Consider the following 19,068-nt stretch of genomic DNA (forward strand, 5'->3'; position numbering starts at 1 on the left):
CCTCTGCGACCGATCATCCGGTGCGGCGGCCCCGGATCGTACCTCCGAGAGCCCCGAAGAACGGGACCGGATTGAACAAGGCAACGCGGCGCTTGACAGAGGCGCGAGACGACAGGGAAACCATGATGGATAGTGAACTCGACAGCGAACACACCATGCCCCCCATGCGCAGCTTGCGCTTCGACAGCCCACAGGCCCTCTACCGCACCATGCCGGAAGTGGGGATTTTCACCAAGCATCGCCCGAGCGAGGACGAGGATGCGCTGGGGTATCTCGAACGGCTGCGCAGTTCGACCACGCCGGAAGATGCGGTGACCTATGCCGCTTTCGCCGCCGAGCCGAAGATGGCGATTTCCTGGGGCGTCGATTGCGTGCGGATGAACCAGCCCAACCTCTCTGCCGAGGACAGCCATCTCGCCAATGCGGTGCTGCAATGGCTCGAATATCCCGGCCATGAAACCCGCTGGCATGCCATGCAGGGCGCGCTTTTCGCACCGCGGCGAACTCCCCTCGTCTATCTCGGCCTCGCCGTCGGCTGGTCCGGTGGCCCGATGGCCCCGAACGACCCGCTGTCCGTGCCGCTCTGGCGCACCCCGAAGGCGGTGAATGTCGCGGTTCTGTCCTCGATCGCCACTCTGGGCCTCGATCATCGCTCGGTGAGCCTTGCGCGCGTCCTCGATCTCGCGGCAGGATTGTTCAGAATCTATTGAAACGTCATGTCCGGTCAGAGCGCTTCCTCGCACCGGACAGGCCCAGCACTTTGAAGACCCTATGCATAGCCTGAAATTGCGCATCGAAAACCACGCCACTCTGCCGAACGGGGGGCCGGTCACCCTGACCCTGTCGGGAGGCACGGCGCAAGTCGGTCGCAAGGCCGGGATGGATTGGGTTCTGCCCGATGCCTCGCGCCACATCTCCGGGCACCATTTCGATGTGAGCTTTCGCGACGGGCGCTATTACATCACCGATGTCTCCGCCAACGGCACCTTCCTGCATGGCGAACGCTACCGGCTCGACAGCGCCCATGAGGTGCAGGACGGCGATCGCTATACGGTTGGACATTACATCATCCGCGCCACGCTCGAAGCCGGGGCGACAGAGGGGGTGCATGACGGGCTGCAAACCCCGATGGCCACGGCAGCCTCCCCCGCCCCCGTGCCCGGTGTCTCCGTACCGCCCTATCAGGCCGATCTCGACGACTGGGCCGACCTGATGCCGCAGACACCGGCACATCACACAAGCACGGCACAGCCGCCGCTGCAAACGCCCGGGCACATGCCCGACCAGGCGCCACCGACACCCGATATGGGGTTCGTTCCGCCGATGACGCCGCCCCCGCCCATGCAATATGGCGGGCCCGCCGTACCGCCCTCTGGCCCCTCGGCCTGGGAGATGCCCGCAGCGCCTGAGCCTTATGCGCCGCCCCATCCCAGCTTTGCGCCTGAGCCCTCCGCCCCCGCGACGCCGCCCGAACCGCAGCCTTTCTACGGCCAGCCCGCCGCGCCGCTGGCCCCCGAGCCCCCGTCTCATCCCCAAGGTGGCACGGACACACAGGACCGTTTTCTCACCGCTTTCCTCGACGGCGCCGGGGTGTCACCGCACGCCGTGCCGGACATTCCGCCGGAGGTGCTTGGGCGGATGCTCGGCCAATGCGTGCGCATGTGCACCGACGACTTCATGAAGATGCTGACGGATCGCTCGGCGGTGAAGATGTTCTTTTCCAAGGAAGAGCGCACCATGCTGAACGCTTCGGGAAACAACCCGATGAAGTTCATGCCGGACCGGGACATGGCCTTTGCCGCCATGTTTCTGACGCCCCGCGACGGTTACATGACCGGGCCCGACAGTTTCGCCAATGCGCTGACCGACATTCGTCAGCATCAGGCCGCCGTGGTCGCCGCACTGCAACCGGCGCTGGCGGAGATGCTCGACGGTTTGTCGCCGGACGAGATCGAGACCACGACCGAGGGCGGACGTCTCAGCGGCAAGTCGAAGAAATTCTGGGAAGAGTTCGTGCGACGCTGGGACGACAAGGCAGCAAAGGGCGAAAACGGCATGTTGGATGCTTTTATTGAAGCTTTTTCAAGACATTATGCTGACGCGCTGCGTCGGATGTGACACAGTGGCAGATATCGGAAATGACGAGATTCGCAGCATGAGGGAGATCGGCAGATGAGTCTGGACTGGGTGAGCAAAGCGCTGGCCGGAGACAGCCCGGCGGGTCCCGATCTCTGGGAAGCCGACGACGCTGAATATGGCGACTACTACTTCTCCGCCCTCGACCGGATCGACATCACCTATGTCAAACCCGGCATGGACAGCGCCACCGTCTTCGACCCTGCGGATGTGGACCTGAAATCCGAACTCTCAAGCATTGATGCGCTGCTGAAGCGCAGCCGCGACCTGCGACTTTTGTCACTCAGGGCGCGATGGGCAATCCTCGCGGGCAAGCTCGAGGCCTGTGTCGAGAGTGTCGAGGCGATCGCCGGGCTGATGACGGAGATGCCGGCCGATGTCCTGCCGACGCTCGAACACGGGCCGGCGGACCGGCTCGATGCGCTCAACGACCTGGGTCATCAGGAAACCATGCTGCAACCGCTGCGTCACCTGAACCTCGCAGGCACGCCGACCACCTATCGGCTGGTGACCGTAGCGCGGGGTGAGATGACCGCGCGCGAGGACGAACAGGATGTCGATCTGGGCGCGCTGATGCGCGAGCTGAGTTTCGCCAAGGATGAAACCGAAGAAGAGCGGTTGGTGCTCAAGCGCTTCCGCAATGCCCTGCACCGCATCAGCGACACGGTGACCAGCGGCCCGAAACCGCAGTTCGGACCGCTCGACAGCCTGTTGTCGGATATTCTGGCCCTGCTCGATGCCGCCGTACCCGACCAGGCCCCGGTGGCGGCCCCTCCGGCCTCTGAGGCGCCTGCGACCAGCGCCGCAGCCCCCCTGGCCGGAGCCACCGCAGCCGCGCCCGCAATGGTCCCCGCCCCGCCGCAGACCGAAATCAAGTCGCAACAGGAGGCCGCCGCCCGTCTGCGCGCGGTGGAACAGTATTTCCGGCATTTCGAACCGTCGTCCGCGGCGCTGTTGCTGGTGACGCAATCGCGCATGCTTTTGGGAAAGTCGCTGATTGAGGCCTTCGAGGTGCTGATGCCCGACACCGCCGCACGGGCCGCGATTAATTTCGCCGAAGACAGCGGATTTCGCTTGAGTCACGGCCATTTGCGGGCGCTCTCCGATCAGGCGATGAGTGTCACGACACCGCCGCCCGTGATGCCGGAGCCCGAGACCGCCCCCGAACCGGAGCCCACGCCCGAGCCGGAAGCCCCGCGCAAATTGTCGATCGACGAGATTCTCGGCATGCACGAATCGGGTGGCTCCGCGCCGAAGCCGGCGCCCCCCAGCCCGGCCCCGACACCCGCACCGGCCCCGACAGCCGCATCTTCGACGGGGAAAAGCCCCGCATTTGTTCCCCTTGATCCCGACGACGAGGCCGCGCTTCTGGTCGAGGCGGCCCGCTATCCGGTGACAACTTCGCAGGAGGCACAGGCGCAACTGATGTCGATCGAGAGCTATTTCCGGGCCGTAGAGCGCTCTTCTCCCATCCCGATGCTGCTCACAAAGGCCCGTTCCTACATCGGAAAGGACTTCGAATCGTTGATGCGCGAACTGATCCCCCGACAGGTCTGACGCGAAAGCTTCATGAAGTTCGGGCAATTATAGCATTGACATAACAGCGTTTCGTGGGGCTCAATCCCCCGTAGTAAGTTTTGGAGGAAGTGATTTATGGCCTCAGATACGGGCAGCGGACACATTCGACGCAATCGTCCGCCCAGGGTGCATATCGCCTATACGGATCCGATCGACTCGCAGAAGGAAGTCGAGCTTCCTTTCGTGATGGGCGTGATGAGCGATCTGTCGGGCAACACTCCCGGCGTCGAGAAAGCGCCTGTCGATCAGCGCGAATTCGAAAAAGTGACGAATTCCACGCTCGACAGCTACATGCAGAAAAAGGTCAAACCGGGCCTCAGCATGATGGTCGAGAACAAGCTGAAGGACGGCGAGGGGCAAAAACTCGGTGTGACGCTTCGGTTCAACTCGATGGACGATTTCGAACCGGCGCAGATCGCGAAACAGGTTCCGGCGCTCAACGAGCTTCTCGAAGCGCGCAAGCAGCTTGCCGATCTCCTGCTCTACATGACCTCGAAACCGAAGGCTCAGGAGCAGATCAAGGAACTTCTGAACGACCCGGAACGTCTCAAGGTGCTCGCCGCTCAGGCGAAAGCGGAAGCGGACGCCCGCAAGGCCGCGGAAGCGACCGAGACACCGGAAGAGTGACAATCGCATGCGGCCGCCCCGGCGCGCCGCATTTTTACAGGGAGCGTGACAATTGGCAGAAGAAGCCCAGGTCGCATCGGGAGAAGAGAAGTCCGCGCTGAGCGAACTTGAAGACTTCTCCGCCATTCTGAAACAGACGATCAATCCGACGACGGAGGGGGCTGAAAAAGCCATCGACAACGCGCTGGCCACCGTGGTTCAGACGGCCGTTGCCGAACAGACCATCGTCGACGATGACGTGATCGACACGTTGCAGGCGATGATCGCCGGGCTCGACCAACAGTTGAGCGCGCAGGTCAATGAGATCCTGCATGCCGAAGAGTTCCAGAAACTCGAAAGCTCCTGGCGCGGTCTGGCCTACACGGTCAACAATTCGGAAACCGGCGCCTCGCTCCAGGTCGAGGTGATGAACGCCTCGAAATCCGAGCTGGCCTCGATGATGAAACGCTATCCGGGCGCCAAATGGGACCGCTCGCCGCTCTATCGCCAGATCTATGAGCGCAAGATCGGCACCCTGGGCGGTGCGCCCATCGGCGCCATCGTGGGCGACTATTATTTCGATCATTCTTCCGCCGATGTGGCGCTTCTGAGCTCGGTGTCGAAGATCGCCGAAGCCGCGCTTGCGCCCTTCATCGCCTCCGCCGGTCCGCGCCTTCTGGGCCTTGAGAGCTGGAACGACATCGCCAATCCACCGGACATCGAGGACCTGTTCACGGCCTCCGACTATGCCGGCTGGAATTCGCTGCGCGACAGCGAGAATGCCCGTTTCCTCGGGCTGACCCTGCCCCGCGTTCTGGCCCGCGAACCCTATGGTCCGGACAGCACCATGACCGTCGAAGAGTTCAACTTCGTCGAGGACACCGACGGCCACAAGGGCGAGAAATACTCCTGGATGAACGCGGCCCATGCGATGGCCGTGAACATCAACCGGGCGTTCAAGGAATACGGCTGGACCGTCCGCATCCGCGGCGTTCAGTCCGGCGGCGAAGTCACCAAGCTGCCGACACACCATTTCGACACCGGCGCGGGCGAGACCGATCTCAAATGCCCGACCGAAGTGTCGATCGACGACCGCCGCGAAGGCGAGCTGTCGAAAGTGGGCCTTCTGGGGCTCATTCACCGTCAAAACAGCGACAAAGCCGTCTTCCTCGGTGGCCAGTCGCTGTACAAGCCGAAGAAATACGTGGACCCGGAGGCGACCGCATCGGACAACATGTCCTCGCGCCTGCCTTACATGTTCGCGATTTCTCGCTTCAGCCATTATCTGAAGGCAATGATCCGAGATCAAATCGGTTCGTCGGCAGATAAGGATCAGATCCGGAAAAACCTGCAAAGCTGGATCGATCAATATGTGACGCTCAACCCGGAAAATGCCGATGAGCGTGAAAAGGCGAAGAAACCTCTGGCTGCCGCCAGGGTTGACGTGGTCGAGGACGAACTCAATCCCGGATATTATATGGGCAAGTTCTTCCTCAAACCGCACTTCCAGATGGAGGGAATGGACATTGGGATGAGCCTCGTGTCCAAAATCCCGCCAGCTAAGTAATGATTAACCAAGGAAACTGACATGGCTGTCGATATCTTTCTCATTCTCGACAAAATTAAAGGCGAATCCGTGGACGCAGTGCACGCGGGCTCGATTGATGTGACCGCATGGTCCTGGGGCATGTCCCAGTCCGGCACCACCCACCTCGGCCCGGGCGGCGGCTCCGGCAAGGTCAATGTGCAGGATTTGACCGTGACCAAATATGTCGACATGGCGACGCACGAACTTCTGAAGTCCTGTGCCTCCGGTCTGCATATTGCGGAAGGTGAGCTCATCGTTCGCAAGGCCGGCAGCACGCCGCTCGAATATTTCAAAATCAAGATGACCGACATCATCATCTCGTCCTACACCACCGGCGGTTCCGGCGATGGCATGGACCGTGTGATGGAAACCGTGACGCTGAACTTCGCCAAATACGAAGTGACCTACGCGTCGCAAAAAGCCGACGGGTCCAAAGGTCCGGAAGGCACCGCGGGCTTCGACATCGCGAAAAACGAAGCGGTGTAATCCCATTCGTTTGAAGATTGTCATGCGCCATCCTTTACAGGGTGGCGCATCGACTTCCTGAACTGCTGACGATCCCCTTTTCAGAGCGCCCGCCCGTGTCACCCGCCCCATCCTCATCCCGGCGGCATCAGTCGCGCCAAATTCACGATCGGTCGCGTATCGCACTGATTGACGTGTTCCGGCTCGCCTTCGAGGAAAAGGACGCCCGCGCCGCCCATGTGGTGCATCGCGAGAGAGACAATCTCACCCTGACCTCAGAACTGTCGCAACGCTCCAACGCGCGGCGTCTCGGCGTCGATGAGGAAACGCTGCGTGCGCATGTCCGCGAACACCTGTCCATCCTGATGAACACCATTCGTCTCGACGCGACCGTCGATCTGTCGGACACGCCGCATGTGGCACGCTCAGTGGTCAATTACGGGTTCCAGGATCTCTCCAACATGTCGCGACAGGACCTGATCGCGCCCTATATTTCCCGCTCGATCCGGCAATCCCTGCTCGATCACGAGCCCCGCATCGTCAAACAGTCGCTCAACGTCAAGGTAGAAGCCATCGAAGGCGATGCCCGGCAACGTATCGCCGTTTTCGTGAGTGCCGAGCTGATCGCCGACCCGGCCGACATCGCCATCGAGTTTCAGGCCGATGTCGATCTTGGGGCCGGCAAATGCATGGTCGACAAACCGAAACGCGTCGGCTCATGAAGGACGCGTTCAAGGCAGCTTACGAGCGCGAGCTGGCGCTCCTCAAGGAACGCGCCGCGGCCTTTGCCCTCGAAAATCCGGGGCTGGCGGAGCGTCTCGGCGGGTTGCTCGAGGAAAACCTCGATCCGTCGATTGCCGGACTTCTTGAAGGCAGCGCCTTCATGGCCGCCCGCGTCCAGCTCAACATCGACCAGCAATTCCGCACGTTCAGCCGCGAGTTGCTCGAACAGCTTTTTCCCGATGCCACCGCGCCCCTGCCCTCCGCCATGATGGTGCGCGCGGCGCTGCCCGGCAAACCCGGCGACGTCGCGGAGGGGCGTGAAATTCCCGCGGGCTCCTATCTCGACAGCTCGTTCAGCCAGGCCGAACGCCGGATCACCTGTCGCTATCGTCTCGCCGAACCGCTCACGCTCTGGCCCTTCGCCATCCCGGAGGCGACCTATCACAGCTCAGCCACGCCGCTCAATGCGCTCGGCTGCGACACGCCCTCCGCCGATCAGAACAGCGCGGCCCGCACCGAAGCCGGTCTGGTGTTCACGCTCCGGCGTGGCGACGGCGGACCGCTCGAAGAACTGACCTGCGACGCCTTGCCGATCCATTTCACCGGCGCGATGCGCGAAGCCATGGCGCTTTACGAACAGGTGTTCAGCCAGCTCACCCGCATCACCCTGCGCTGGGAAGATCGCAATGGCGATCCGGTTCTGCGCCGCCTGCCGCCCGAGGTGCTGGCTCAGGTCGGTTTCGGTGGTCCCGGGCTGTTCGGCCATGACGAGTTGCTGTTCCCCGGCATCTCCACGCTTCTGGAATATTACGCCTTCCCGCGCAAATTCCTCGGCATGATCTTCACCGACTTGTCGCGCCATCTCGCCGGGATCAAGAGCGACAGCGTGCAGGTGATCTTCGAATTCTCCGCCGTGAACAGCTATCTGAGCACGCGGTTTTCCGAGGCGGACCTCGGTCTCTACTGCGCCCCGGCGGTCAACCTCTTTGAGGACGATGCCCAGCCCATCGCCCTCGACAATCGCCACCATCGCTACCCGGTGGTGCCGAACCGCACCCCGGTGATGAATTACGAGGTGCACCGTGTTCTGGGCGTGCGCGCGCAATATGAGGGCAATCGCGAGCGGGTCGACGTGCTGCCGCTCTATGCCCTGCCCAAGGGCCATTCGACCACGCGTCAGACACTGTATTACACGCTCGAACGAGAGCGGCGGCGGTTGACGAGCGAAGAGCTTCGCGCCGGCGGTGTGCGCTACCGCTACGAGGGGACGGAGACCTGGATCACGCTCTACCAGCCACCGGAGCAGGACGAGGCCAACCTCCTGTTCCTGCGCACGCTCTGTTCCAACCGGCACCTGCCTGAGATCCTGCCGATCGCCGACGCGACCTTTCATCTGCTCGACGATCGCAGCGTGCATCTCAAACCGGTGGCAGCGCCGACGAAACCGCGCGAGGCGGCGAGCGAGCTGGACCGCGAGGCCGGGCATCGCAGCCATGCGGGCGACAATTACTGGCGCCTCATCTCGCTTCTGAACCTCAGCCAGCGCGGCTTTACCGGGCGTGACGGCAGCGGCAATATCGAGGCCCTGCGCGAGATCCTGCGGCTGTTCAGCGATGTCTCCGATCAGGTGACACAGGCCCATATCAATGCCGTCCACGAGATGAAGGTGCGCCCGATCACCCGCACGCTGCGCCGTCCCGACGGCTATCACAGCGCGCGCGGCATCGAAATTCGCCTCACCCTCGACGAAACGGTGATTGACAGCGGCGGGATGATCACGCTCTCGGCCATTCTGGATCGGTTCTTTGCCGATTACGCCGCCGTCAACAGCTTTACCCAGCTCACGCTGCTGGATCGTACCGGCAAGCTGCACAAGACCTGGCCACCCAGGTCCGGATCAGGGCCGCTTCTGTGAGCACGGACACGGAAAAAGCCCGCGCCGGGCGGCGCAAGGGCTGGGGGTTTCTCACCCTCATGCGCCATCTGGAGCGGCGGGCGGGCAAGAAACCCCGGGTCGGAGAGAACCTCCGGGTGCGCGACGAGATCGCCCAGATGGGTCAGGACCCGTTCCTGCATTTCCCCGACAGCGATCTCTCTGACGTCGACCTCTCGGCCAATCCGCCGGTGGTGCGCCCACGCTTTCTCGGCCTCTTCGGCCCCTTCGGCCCGATGCCCTCCGCGATCACCCGCGAGGCGGCGCATTGGCAGGCCAACGGCGACGCCTCCTTTGTGCGCTTCGCCGACCTGCTCACCGCGCGGTTCCAGCAACTGTTCTACCGAAGCTGGTCGGACGCCCGCGCCATCACCCAGTTCGATCACCCCACGGGCGGGCGCTTTCCCGATCAGCTCCGCGCCTTTACCGGCGATGCCGGCCTGCCGCATCGCAACAGAGGCGCGGTCGATGACATCGTGCGGGTGCGCTACACCGCACTCGCCATGGGCCGGGTCAAAAGCCCGGTCAAACTGCGCGAGCTGCTCAAGGCGCATTTCGAATTGCCGGTGCGGGTCGAAGAGTTCGTCGCGAGTTGGCTGCCCTTTGCACCCGAGGATCTTTCCAAGCTGGGACAACAGGGCATGACCCTGGGCCAGAACCTGCGGGCGGGCCGTCGGGCACGCTCGCTGGGCGAGACACTGACGCTGCATCTCGACTGCCGCGATATGGCGCAGTTCAAAGGATTTCTGCCCGGCCGGCCGCAGGCGCGTGAACTTCAGGACCTCGTGACCGGCTATCTCGGGCCGTTCTTCGACGTCAACGTCGCGCTCTGGCTGCCAAAAGGCGCGATTGCGCCGGCGCAACTCGGCCAGAGCATGGAGCTTGGCTGGATGAGTGCATTGCCATTGGGCGTGCAGGCGACACCGAACATCACGAACGGGAACCGGGTGCAGGTCTGCCGCTTCCGGATCACACAGGATATGACTTAAAGGGCCGACAGGGTCCGTAAAGGGTAATAGGGGACAAGATATTATGGCTGCGGAAATTCAGGTCGAAACCTATGCGGGCAAGCTCAATCGCACCGGCTATGACGCGTTTATCAAGGCGATGCGCCAGGCGCGCGGCGAAGGCCATCGCCATGTCGATCTGCTGCATTGGCTCTACCATGTGATCTCCGATCCGAAGAGCGACATCTCGGTAATGATCGGCGAGTTCGGCCTCGACCGGGCGCGGGTCCTGACCGATCTGACCAATGCGCTGGCGAAGCTCGACAAGAACGTGACCGAGATGCCGGTGGTCTCCGAGATCATGAGCGCGACGCTGAACAACGGCTGGGTTTACGCCACGCTGTTGTTCGGCGAGGCACAAATCCGCACCGGGCACGCGCTTGTCGCGATCTTGTCTCATGGCGAACGCAAACGTGTGTTGCAACGGCTCTCGCCGGAGCTGGGCGATCTCTCGCCCGAGCGCGTGGTGAGCGAAGGCCCGCGGGCCTGGTCGGCCTCGAACGAGGAAAACCTGCAACCGATGGACGGCTCGTCGATTGGCGCGGGCGGCACCTCCGCCGATGGGGTCGAAGGCCCCGGTGCCTCCACCGCCCTTGGCCGCTTTGCCAAGGACATGACCGCAGCGGCGGACAGCATGGACCCGATCGTGGGGCGGGACGACGAGATTCGCCAGATCGTCGACGTGCTCCTGCGCCGTCGCCAAAACAACCCGATCCTCACCGGTGAGGCGGGCGTCGGCAAGACCGCCGTGGTCGAAGGCTTTGCCCAAAGGCTCGCCAAGGGCGATGTGCCCGACAAGCTCAAGGGCACGAAGCTTTTCGAGCTGGACATCCAGTCGATGCAGGCGGGCGCCTCGATGAAAGGCGAATTTGAGCAACGGCTCAAATCCGTGATCGACGAGGTGCAAAACTCGCCGACCCCGATCATCCTCTTCATCGACGAGGCACATACGCTGATCGGGGCGGGCGGGAACGCCGGCACAGGCGATGCCGCCAACCTGTTGAAACCGGCCTTGGCACGCGGCACATTGCGCACCATCGCCGCGACCACATGGTCCGAATATCGCAACTATTTTGAGAAAGACCCGGCGCTGACCCGCCGCTTTCAGCCGGTGAATGTGGACGAGCCGGATGTGGCGCGCTGTACCTATATGTTGCGCGGCATCCTCGGCCCGATGGAGGCACACCACGGCGTGCGGATCTCCGATGAGGCGATCGTCGCTGCCGTCTCGCTGTCGCATCGCTACATCCCGGCGCGGCAATTGCCGGACAAGGCGGTGTCGCTTCTGGACACCGCCTGCGCGCGGGTTGCGGTGTCGCAGGCCGCCCTGCCCGCCCGGATCGCCGATATGCGCGAAAAACTGCGCGAGCTCGAGGCAGAGATCGCCTCGAAAACCGCCGAGCGCGAATTGGGCCAGACGAACGAAGAACGCATCCTCGAGGCCGCCGAAGAGAAACAGAAGATCGCCGACGAGCTGGTCGGGATCGAAACCGCCTATGAGGCGGAAAAGGCACTGGTCGACAGCATTCTGGAACTGCGCGCCAGCCTTGGCACAGATGAGGACGAAGACGTCGATCCGGCTGAGGTCCGCACCGATCTGGCCGCCAAGCTTGCGGAACTCGAAGGCGCCAACCCCGACGAGCGCATGGTCTACGCCCATGTCGATGCGCAATCCGTGGCCTCGGTGATCTCCGACTGGACCGGCATTCCGGCGGGCCGGATGGTGCAGGACGAGTTGGAGGCGGTTCTGACGCTGGCGGATCGGCTCAAAGAACGCGTCATCGGCCAAGATCACGGGCTTCAGACCATCGCCAAACGCATCGAAACCTCGCGCGCAGGCCTCGCGAACCCGGAAAAACCCATCGGTGTTTTCATGCTTTGCGGTCCTTCGGGCGTCGGCAAAACCGAAACCGCTCTGGCGCTGGCCGAGGCGCTCTACGGTGGCGAGCAGAACATCATCACCATCAACATGTCCGAATTCCAGGAGGCCCATTCCGTCTCGCTCCTGAAAGGCGCGCCTCCGGGCTATGTCGGCTATGGCGAGGGCGGGCGTCTGACCGAAGCTGTGCGGCGCAAACCCTATTCCGTGGTGCTTCTGGACGAGATCGAAAAGGCCCACCCGGACATCCACGAGCTGTTCTTCCAGGTCTTCGACAAAGGCATCATGGAGGACGGCAACGGTCGCCCGATCAATTTCAAGAACACTTTGATCCTGTTGACCTCAAATGTCGGCACCGAGGTGATCATGGAGATGGCCGAGGACGGCAACACCAAGCCGGACGTGGACGAATTGTCTGCTGCGCTGAAACCGTTCCAGCTTGATGTCTTCCCGCCCGCGCTTCTGGGTCGGATCGTGTCGATCCCCTATTTCCCGCTGGGCAAAGAGGCGCTGGCGGACATCACCCGGCTCAAACTGCGCTCGGTCGCCAAACGCCTCAAGGCCTCGCACAATGCCGAACTGGTCTATGGCGCGGATGTGATGGATTACATCACCGAGCAATGCCGCGACCCCGACAGCGGCGGACGGATGATCGACAATATCATCACCAACTCCATCCTGCCGGAACTGTCGCGCCATGTGTTGGAGCGCATGGTCTCGGGCGAGGAGTTTGCGCGGGTGAATGTGACCCGGACGGAAGATGCATTTGAGTATGAGTTTGCCTGAGGCTTGGAAGCTAAGGCGACGCCCACAATGACAAAAACCCCCGCATCGCGGGGGTTTTATACCATCAGGGCCACCTGAGCGCAGATGAAGGTCCCGTTACGCCAGATCGTTTTCCGCCAGACACTGCTGAAGCATCGCTTCGAGCGTGCGGAGCTGGGTTTTCAACTCGGCGAATTTGCGACGGAACTGAAGTTTCAGCGTGAAAGTGCGCGTGTCGATGGAGACCTTTTCGTCGAAATAGGCATCCATGCTCTTGTTCAGGTTCTGATCATAGGTCTGAAGCGCGACAAGCCCCTTCACCCCGTTCATCACTTTGCCAAGCCCGGCGCCCCATGACGCATCGCCCTCTTCGGCAGCTTTGGCAATCAGATCGGCGGTGCCGATGATCTGGTCGCGGGCATAGCCCATGGCCATATTCTGTGTCTCGGACTGCGCCTGTTGCGGTCCGTTGACCGCGATCTCGCCCGCGCCCAGGAAAGACCCGCCGATGAATTTCCCGGCCTGCCCCGCCGCCGAGTTGGTCGGAAGCGCGGAGACACCGGTTTTGGCAAAGCTCGTCAGAGCCTGGGACGTGGATTTCTGCCCGGCATGCCATTCCGCCGCCGTACCGGAAATCTGGATCGCGTTCACCCCTTGCGAGGCCACGGTCGCCGCCTGTTTCATGCCCACGATCTCAAGCACATTGGCGCCGACATCGAGAAAGGCGACACAACTGTCCTTGATGATCGAGGCCCAGAAAATGCCCTTGTTGGCAAAACTCTGTTGATCGAGCGCACGCAATTGAGCCTCGAAATGTTGTTCGGCGGCAGAGATCGTGCGCTGGAGATTGGCGATTTTCGAAGAAATATCGCGACAGGACTGCGGCCGCAGGACGTTTCCGGCATGATTGATCTGACTGGCAACCGGGGTCGACCCGGGTTGAATACTGGCACCTGACATCTTGAGAATCCCACTGGCAAAAATTTGTTTTCATAGAGGACGTTATCGGCTCATCTGTCAACCGGCTCCACGCCCTCCGAACACGCCGCAAACCGCTTGAGCGAAACTTCGCACAGCTCGCTTCGGAAACGGGCCGCTCTCACAAACGCCCCAAAAGCCCATCCACGGCCGAAACATAGCGCTTGGTCTCCGCGGTCAGAGGCACGAAGGGGGGCGTGGCCTGAGCAACCACCGGCCCGACACCCGAGGCGTTCATCTTGCGATCCGCCCAGGCGGCCATTTGCGACACGCTCCACCCCGTCAGGAACGGGTTCGCCCGCACCACGGCGGGGCCCATCACCTCCAGAACAGAGGCATCGGGCGTTTGCGTCGTCGCCTTAAGTGCCACATCCGCCCCCGCCGGTCCGAGGAAATGCGCCAGATAAAGCCGCCCCGGCGTGATGACATGGCCGCGCGCGCGCAGATAGGCCTCATTCTCACGCGCCAGATTAGTCACCATTTCCCGGCTCAGCGCCGGGTCGAAACGCAGTTCCAGAAGTGCGGCGCGATCAAGGCTGCGCACCAGATCGGGGCGATAGGTGTTCATCATCCTGATCCATGTTCCGTCGATGAACTGCCCAAGCCCGGTGGCCGAGGAGCGTGTGTTCTTGGCCCGCGCATTGCCAGCACTTTCGACCCGGATGATGCGGTTGACCAAAGCCTCCACGGCTTGCGAACCATGGCTGCTGCCGGTCGGGTCGATGGCCTGTCCGTTCAGCCGGATTTCGAAATGCAGATGCGGGCCGGTCGAGCGACCCGTGGTGCCGACATAGCCGATCAGGTCGCCCGCCTGAACCTCATCCCCCACCTTCACCCCATCGGCAAAGGCGTTGAGATGTGCATAGCGGCTCTCATATCCATTCGCATGTCTGAGCCCGACAACATTGCCGTAAGCGCCGGAAAATTCCTCCCGGATCACAGTGCCCGCCGCAGCGGCATGGACCGGCGTGCCCACCGGCGCGCCCCAGTCGAGCCCGTCGTGATTGACGGTTTTCTTCAGGATCGGATGGAACCGCGGCCCGAAGCCCGAAGTCTTGGTCCCCGCCACAGGCACGATGAAACCGGGCAAAAGTCCGCTGCCGCCCCCACCATAGGCCGGACTCTGCGGTTTCGAAGGATCGAAACATGCATAGGGTGCATCTTCGCGCGGTCCGCGTGTCACGTAGCATTTCAAATCGAGTTCCGGTCCGGTCAGCGATGCAAAGGCGATACGCCCAGCCGGGAGATCCGCCCCCTCCTCGGCGTAGAGAATGCGGATCCGGTCCTTTTCGTCGACAATCTGGTCGAGATCCTGAACCCGGGCCAGCATCACGAGCAATTCACCGACAAGATCGGAAGGCATCTGGTGGCGCAGGGTCAGCGAATAGATCGCGTCCTTGAGCCTGAGCTGACCTTCGGTGCCACGCGCCGCCAGAGCCTGATTTGCCAAAGACCGCAGGTCTCTGGAAAACCACGGATCGGCGCCCGAGACAAAACGGCCCGGGCGCGGCTGTACAAGCGTCATGAGATAGCCATCCGGCCCGTAGATTGACATTTGCAACAATCGCGCCTCGTAGCGATTGTCGTCGAGCCGCAGGGCCACGAGGCTGCGGGCAGGCAGATCGGTGAGGCTCTCAACCGCCACCCCGGCGGCATCGGCTTCGCGGGAAAGCGCGGCGAGGATGCGCTCGATCTCGGTCTCCGAGAGTTTCTGCGCCTTCAGGATGTCGGTGAGCCTGCGCGGCTCCGGCACGTCTTCGAGCACCTCGCGAAACAGCGCCTGACGTTCGGCAGGTGGCGTGCTCAGCGCGGAGGTGGTGGTGTTCTCGATCACCGTCTCGATATAGCGCACCTCCTGTGCCTCCACCGTGCCGCTCTCGCCGATCACCGCGCCCCAACTGCCGCGCCCGTCCTTGATGTCCACCTCGGTGCCCGCCGAAACCTCCTCCGGCAGGCTGCTCCCGGCGTCGCCCGCTTGTGTCCCCAGCGCAATGCCGTCGGAGCGGCGGGCGTTGAAAGCCGCAAGGTCGGCGCTCGAAGAGGGAATGGACAGTTGCACCCGCTGGCTGCTGTCGAAAAGCGCATCTTCGAGCAGGTCGAAATGCCGCCCTGCCGGGAACCGTCCGGGCTCAAGCGCCGAACCGGCCACCAGACGGCGCTCGCCGAGGTTGCCATTGCCCTCGGGCAAGGTGAGGATCATCGGCGCGCCACGAATGTTGAGAAAGGCCTCGGCCCCGGCGGCAGCAATTTGCACCGTCTCGTCGGCCGTTGCCCCCATCTGCACCAGCATCGCATCTTCCGCATCCGGCAGCGCGGCGCGGTCGCCTCCGCTCCGGATCAGGAACACCGCCCCGCCCAGAACTGCCAGGCTGCCAAGACCGAACCCAACCTGTCGCATCAGGCGCAAACGGCGGCGCTTGACGGCGCGTCGACCGCTGCCCTTGAAAGTCGGATCCACTTCGATCTGCATCGTTCAGCCCGCAGCGCCCTATCGGAACACGCCAACACCGCCACCGGAGATCGACGGGCCGGAGGAACCCGAAGATCCGCCCGTAGAGCCGGGGGACGTCCCGCCCGAGGAGCCGGTGCTGGCGGGACGACGGTTGCCCGTGCTGGCCGGGCGTGTCTGTGTGCCGGTCTGGGCGGCCACGACACAGGTGGTGTCTCCGCCCAGAACGATGCTGCGGAACAGCGCGGCGGTGGCCGTCGCCCCGAGGCCGTTGTCGTTCACGCCGCTGGTACGGAAATACTCCGCCGCCGCCCGGCGCGAGCCCGCCCCCCAGGCACCGTCGATCGACGACCGGTAACAGTTCATCCGCTGCAATTCTTCCTGAAGCGCTACGGCAACCCGGTCCTCTGGCGGATCAATATGGCCCTGACTTACCAGCGCGCGAAACATCTCCGGATCGGAGCTCCGAAGCGCATTGCGGCTGGCGATGTCATTATAGGGGAAGGCGAATTGCGCCACGGTTTCCGGCATCAACCGGTCGATGCCATAGCTCTCCTCGGTCCCGGCCGGCACACGCCCGAGAATGATTGACGGGGCGGGAAATCCGGCGCGCGGCGCGATGGCTTCGCCGCTTTGCGCGTCTGGCACGGTCGTGAAACGGATCAGACGGGGCAGATCGCTGGCAGGTTCATAGGCAACGACCAACGGTGTCTCGCCCTGTCCCGGCTCGAACAGGATCGGAGGGGCATTGAAACTCTGGGCCTGGAGGCCGGAGCCGAGCGTCACCAGCAAGGCACCGCCCAGACAGGCGCGCCGGGCATGTCCTTTGACCACACCAGTGTCTTTGGGCTTTTCCAACGCCGACCCTCTCCACGCATTAAACACCTGTCCACGATAGGCGAAATCCCCCCCTCCCAGCAAGTCAAGAGCTCGGAAAACGCGCGGAATTTACCGGGTCTGGATGTAGAAGGTCCAACGCTCCGAGCGCCGTGTGTCGATTTCGAAGAACGGGGCACTGAGATAGCCGCGCAGGAGACAGTCCTCATGACCGCGAATCCGGAATTCCCCCGGGTCGATGCACATCTCGGTCGTGCCCGACACCATGGTCTTGTTGAACACGTCGCGGGCATAGACATAGACGAAGCGCGCAGTCAGGTCGTCCTCGATCACATCGGCGCATTGGTTCGGCCCGATGGTCCACCAGCCGGAGGTTTCCCAGGCGTCGTAATCCCATTGCCCGATGGCGAGATTGACCACGTCGAAAGTCTGGTTGCAGACCTGAAACCGCGCCTCGGCGGGACTCGCGAGCCACAGGGCCAAGGCAGCCGCCAGCCCGCGGAACGCTGACCGCCGCAAGGCGACTCGGCTCCGCGCATGGCAGTCGGACAAGGATTTCATGCGCCTCGGATGTGACATTTCCGCCACGCCCCCTTCCTGCCTGATCGAGAAATTCGTCGCGACGTGCCTACAACAGGAGGTAAACCCTGTGCAACAGAACGCGTGCCGGACCAGTCAGGCAAGGGCTTCGACACAGCCCCCGGGAAAAATCCACTCAAGGTCGATTCCGGTTATGCTTTCGTAAAGCAATTGTGCTATAGTGACCCCATGAAACATCGTATCTTGTTCTTCGTAGGCGCCATTTGCCTTTCCGTTGCCTCTGCCTTTGGCCTGTCTTACGGCCATTGCCAGATCAGCGCATCCGACAGTGCATCCTGTGGCAGCCGGTCCATGACCTCGGCTCAGCTCGGCCCGGCTGCGATTTCGGTCGAAGAGTTGCGCGCGCCTGTGATGCCCGCTTCGGAAGATCGCATCGCACACGCCTCGGTACCGCTCGCCACCGTGCCGGAGACCGCAGTTACCGCGCCCTCCGCTGCGCCGCTTGCGCCTGCGGTTTCGCCCGCCCCGGTTTCGGTCGCGGTTTCGAAGGGCAGCATGTCCGGCTTCGATCTGACCCTGCCCGAACCGCGCGGCATGACCGTGCTCTACAGCGACGCCCCGCTCGGCGCAGCATCCCAGCCGCACCTTCCCAGCATGTCGCCCGACATCGCCGCCTATAGCGGAAGCACCTATCTCGGTGTGACCGAAGTGCAAACGATGCCGGACTATCTGATCGGCGTCTATCGCTGAGCTGGCTGGCATGAGACTTGTGCAAAGTCGGACTAGCCTATTGACTTAACGCCCCGGACCATCGCTATTACAGGCGGTGGTTCTTTTGTTTCGAGGATCTCTGTACCGATCTCCATCATCATGTATTCAGACATCTTTTTCGATTTTCTCGCGCATCCCATCCTCCCTTCCCCCTGTATCGCGCCCAGAGGTTGCTCATGAGTTTCAGCATTTTCCAGATCATCTCCCTCACGATCTACATCGCCCTTGCAGCTCTGTCCTTTTTCACTGTCAGCGTGGCCATCTACAAAGTCGCGCAATTCGCGCGGATGGGGGTCGGCAAACGCAAGGCTGCGGAGAAAATTCTCGATGACTGGCTCTCGGGCAAGGTCGACCGTGCGGTGCAGGCCGCCTCGAAACGCGATTCCGTTCTGGCCCGCGTGTTGCAAGCCGCGTTCTCGGGTGTGCGCGCCCGACCGAACGATCTCAGCTATGCCGAAGAGCTGTCGCGCCAGACCGCGATCATCGAACTGGCACGGATGAGCGAACGCATGCGCTCGCTCGACATGGTGGTGCAATCGGCGCCGATGCTCGGGCTTCTCGGCACCGTGATCGGCATGATCGACGCCTTCAGCGTGCTCTCGCAAACCGACGGTGCCGTCGATCCGACCCAACTCGCCTCCGGCATCTATGTTGCACTTTCGACCACCGCCGCGGGCCTCGCCATCGCGCTCATTGCGTTCTTCGTCGCGACCTGGTGCGAAAGCCGCATCGACCGCGAACGCAACATGATGGAGGCGCTGATGTCGGCTTCGATCCACGGGCGCGTCGATCCGAAAGCCAAGGCCGCCTGAG

16 protein-coding genes are annotated in these 19,068 nt (G+C 62.6%); 12 read left to right on the top strand and 4 right to left on the bottom strand.

Features of this window, described 5'->3' with window-relative positions; all coding sequences use genetic code 11:
• The first annotated feature begins 122 nt into the window (after window positions 1-122).
• From CEW89_RS04175 to tssH, 10 genes are all read left to right on the top strand, one after another.
• Window positions 123-710: a DUF6931 family protein gene (locus CEW89_RS04175; RefSeq protein WP_066709461.1), complete on the top strand. Its 588-nt coding sequence runs from the start codon at window positions 123-125 to the stop codon at window positions 708-710.
• A gap of 61 nt (window positions 711-771) precedes the next feature.
• Window positions 772-2,118 (top strand): type VI secretion system-associated FHA domain protein TagH, encoded by a 1,347-nt coding sequence (tagH, locus tag CEW89_RS04180; protein ID WP_096805008.1) that lies wholly within the window; start codon window positions 772-774, stop codon window positions 2,116-2,118.
• A gap of 54 nt (window positions 2,119-2,172) precedes the next feature.
• Window positions 2,173-3,693 (top strand): type VI secretion system ImpA family N-terminal domain-containing protein, encoded by a 1,521-nt coding sequence (locus tag CEW89_RS04185; RefSeq protein ID WP_096805009.1) that lies wholly within the window; start codon window positions 2,173-2,175, stop codon window positions 3,691-3,693.
• A gap of 96 nt (window positions 3,694-3,789) precedes the next feature.
• A complete protein-coding gene (gene tssB / locus CEW89_RS04190; RefSeq protein ID WP_096805010.1) occupies window positions 3,790-4,341 on the top strand; it encodes a type VI secretion system contractile sheath small subunit in 552 nt (183 codons plus the stop codon).
• 52 nt (window positions 4,342-4,393) lie between these two features.
• Complete coding sequence (gene tssC, locus CEW89_RS04195; RefSeq protein ID WP_066709093.1) at window positions 4,394-5,887, top strand: type VI secretion system contractile sheath large subunit; 1,494 nt, start codon at window positions 4,394-4,396, stop codon at window positions 5,885-5,887.
• 21 nt (window positions 5,888-5,908) lie between these two features.
• Window positions 5,909-6,394, top strand: a complete 486-nt coding sequence (locus CEW89_RS04200; protein ID WP_066709095.1) for an Hcp family type VI secretion system effector — start codon at window positions 5,909-5,911, stop codon at window positions 6,392-6,394.
• A 173-nt stretch (window positions 6,395-6,567) separates the two neighbouring features.
• Window positions 6,568-7,095 carry a type VI secretion system baseplate subunit TssE gene (gene tssE, locus CEW89_RS04205; protein WP_066709097.1) on the top strand — a complete coding sequence of 176 codons (528 nt, stop codon included), beginning with the start codon at window positions 6,568-6,570 and terminating at the stop codon, window positions 7,093-7,095.
• Window positions 7,092-9,011, top strand: coding sequence for a type VI secretion system baseplate subunit TssF (gene tssF, locus CEW89_RS04210; protein ID WP_096805011.1), 1,920 nt, complete (start codon window positions 7,092-7,094; stop codon window positions 9,009-9,011). The genes tssE and tssF overlap by 4 nt, the downstream gene beginning before the upstream one ends.
• Window positions 9,008-10,018 (top strand): type VI secretion system baseplate subunit TssG, encoded by a 1,011-nt coding sequence (gene tssG / locus CEW89_RS04215; protein WP_096805012.1) that lies wholly within the window; start codon window positions 9,008-9,010, stop codon window positions 10,016-10,018. The genes tssF and tssG overlap by 4 nt, the downstream gene beginning before the upstream one ends.
• 43 nt (window positions 10,019-10,061) lie before the next feature.
• Window positions 10,062-12,701 carry a type VI secretion system ATPase TssH gene (tssH, locus tag CEW89_RS04220; protein ID WP_096805013.1) on the top strand — a complete coding sequence of 880 codons (2,640 nt, stop codon included), beginning with the start codon at window positions 10,062-10,064 and terminating at the stop codon, window positions 12,699-12,701.
• Between the two features lie 96 nt (window positions 12,702-12,797).
• On the opposite strand, the gene CEW89_RS04225 is transcribed toward tssH, so the two are convergent.
• From CEW89_RS04225 to CEW89_RS04240, 4 genes are all read right to left on the bottom strand, one after another.
• Entirely contained in the window at window positions 12,798-13,640 is an 843-nt protein-coding gene (locus CEW89_RS04225) for a hypothetical protein (protein WP_066709109.1), read from the bottom strand.
• Window positions 13,641-13,779: 139 nt separating this feature from the next.
• Window positions 13,780-16,128, bottom strand: a complete 2,349-nt coding sequence (locus CEW89_RS04230) for a peptidoglycan DD-metalloendopeptidase family protein (RefSeq protein WP_096805014.1) — start codon at window positions 16,126-16,128, stop codon at window positions 13,780-13,782.
• Between the two features lie 18 nt (window positions 16,129-16,146).
• Entirely contained in the window at window positions 16,147-16,965 is an 819-nt protein-coding gene (locus tag CEW89_RS04235) for a hypothetical protein (RefSeq protein WP_096805015.1), read from the bottom strand.
• 90 nt (window positions 16,966-17,055) lie between these two features.
• The gene (locus tag CEW89_RS04240) at window positions 17,056-17,427 is read right to left on the bottom strand and encodes a DUF1036 domain-containing protein (protein WP_238379783.1); all 372 of its coding nucleotides are present in this window, start codon (window positions 17,425-17,427) and stop codon (window positions 17,056-17,058) included.
• A gap of 285 nt (window positions 17,428-17,712) precedes the next feature.
• Here CEW89_RS04240 and CEW89_RS04245 point away from each other — a divergent pair, with 285 nt between their 5' ends.
• Together CEW89_RS04245 and CEW89_RS04250 are read left to right on the top strand one after the other, a co-directional pair.
• Complete coding sequence (locus tag CEW89_RS04245; protein ID WP_157779757.1) at window positions 17,713-18,234, top strand: hypothetical protein; 522 nt, start codon at window positions 17,713-17,715, stop codon at window positions 18,232-18,234.
• Between the two features lie 197 nt (window positions 18,235-18,431).
• Window positions 18,432-19,067, top strand: a complete 636-nt coding sequence (locus tag CEW89_RS04250) for a MotA/TolQ/ExbB proton channel family protein (RefSeq protein ID WP_198403494.1) — start codon at window positions 18,432-18,434, stop codon at window positions 19,065-19,067.
• Window position 19,068 lies beyond the last annotated feature (1 nt).

It is taken from the genome of Celeribacter ethanolicus (assembly GCF_002407265.1).
Lineage (GTDB): Bacteria > Pseudomonadota > Alphaproteobacteria > Rhodobacterales > Rhodobacteraceae > Celeribacter > Celeribacter ethanolicus.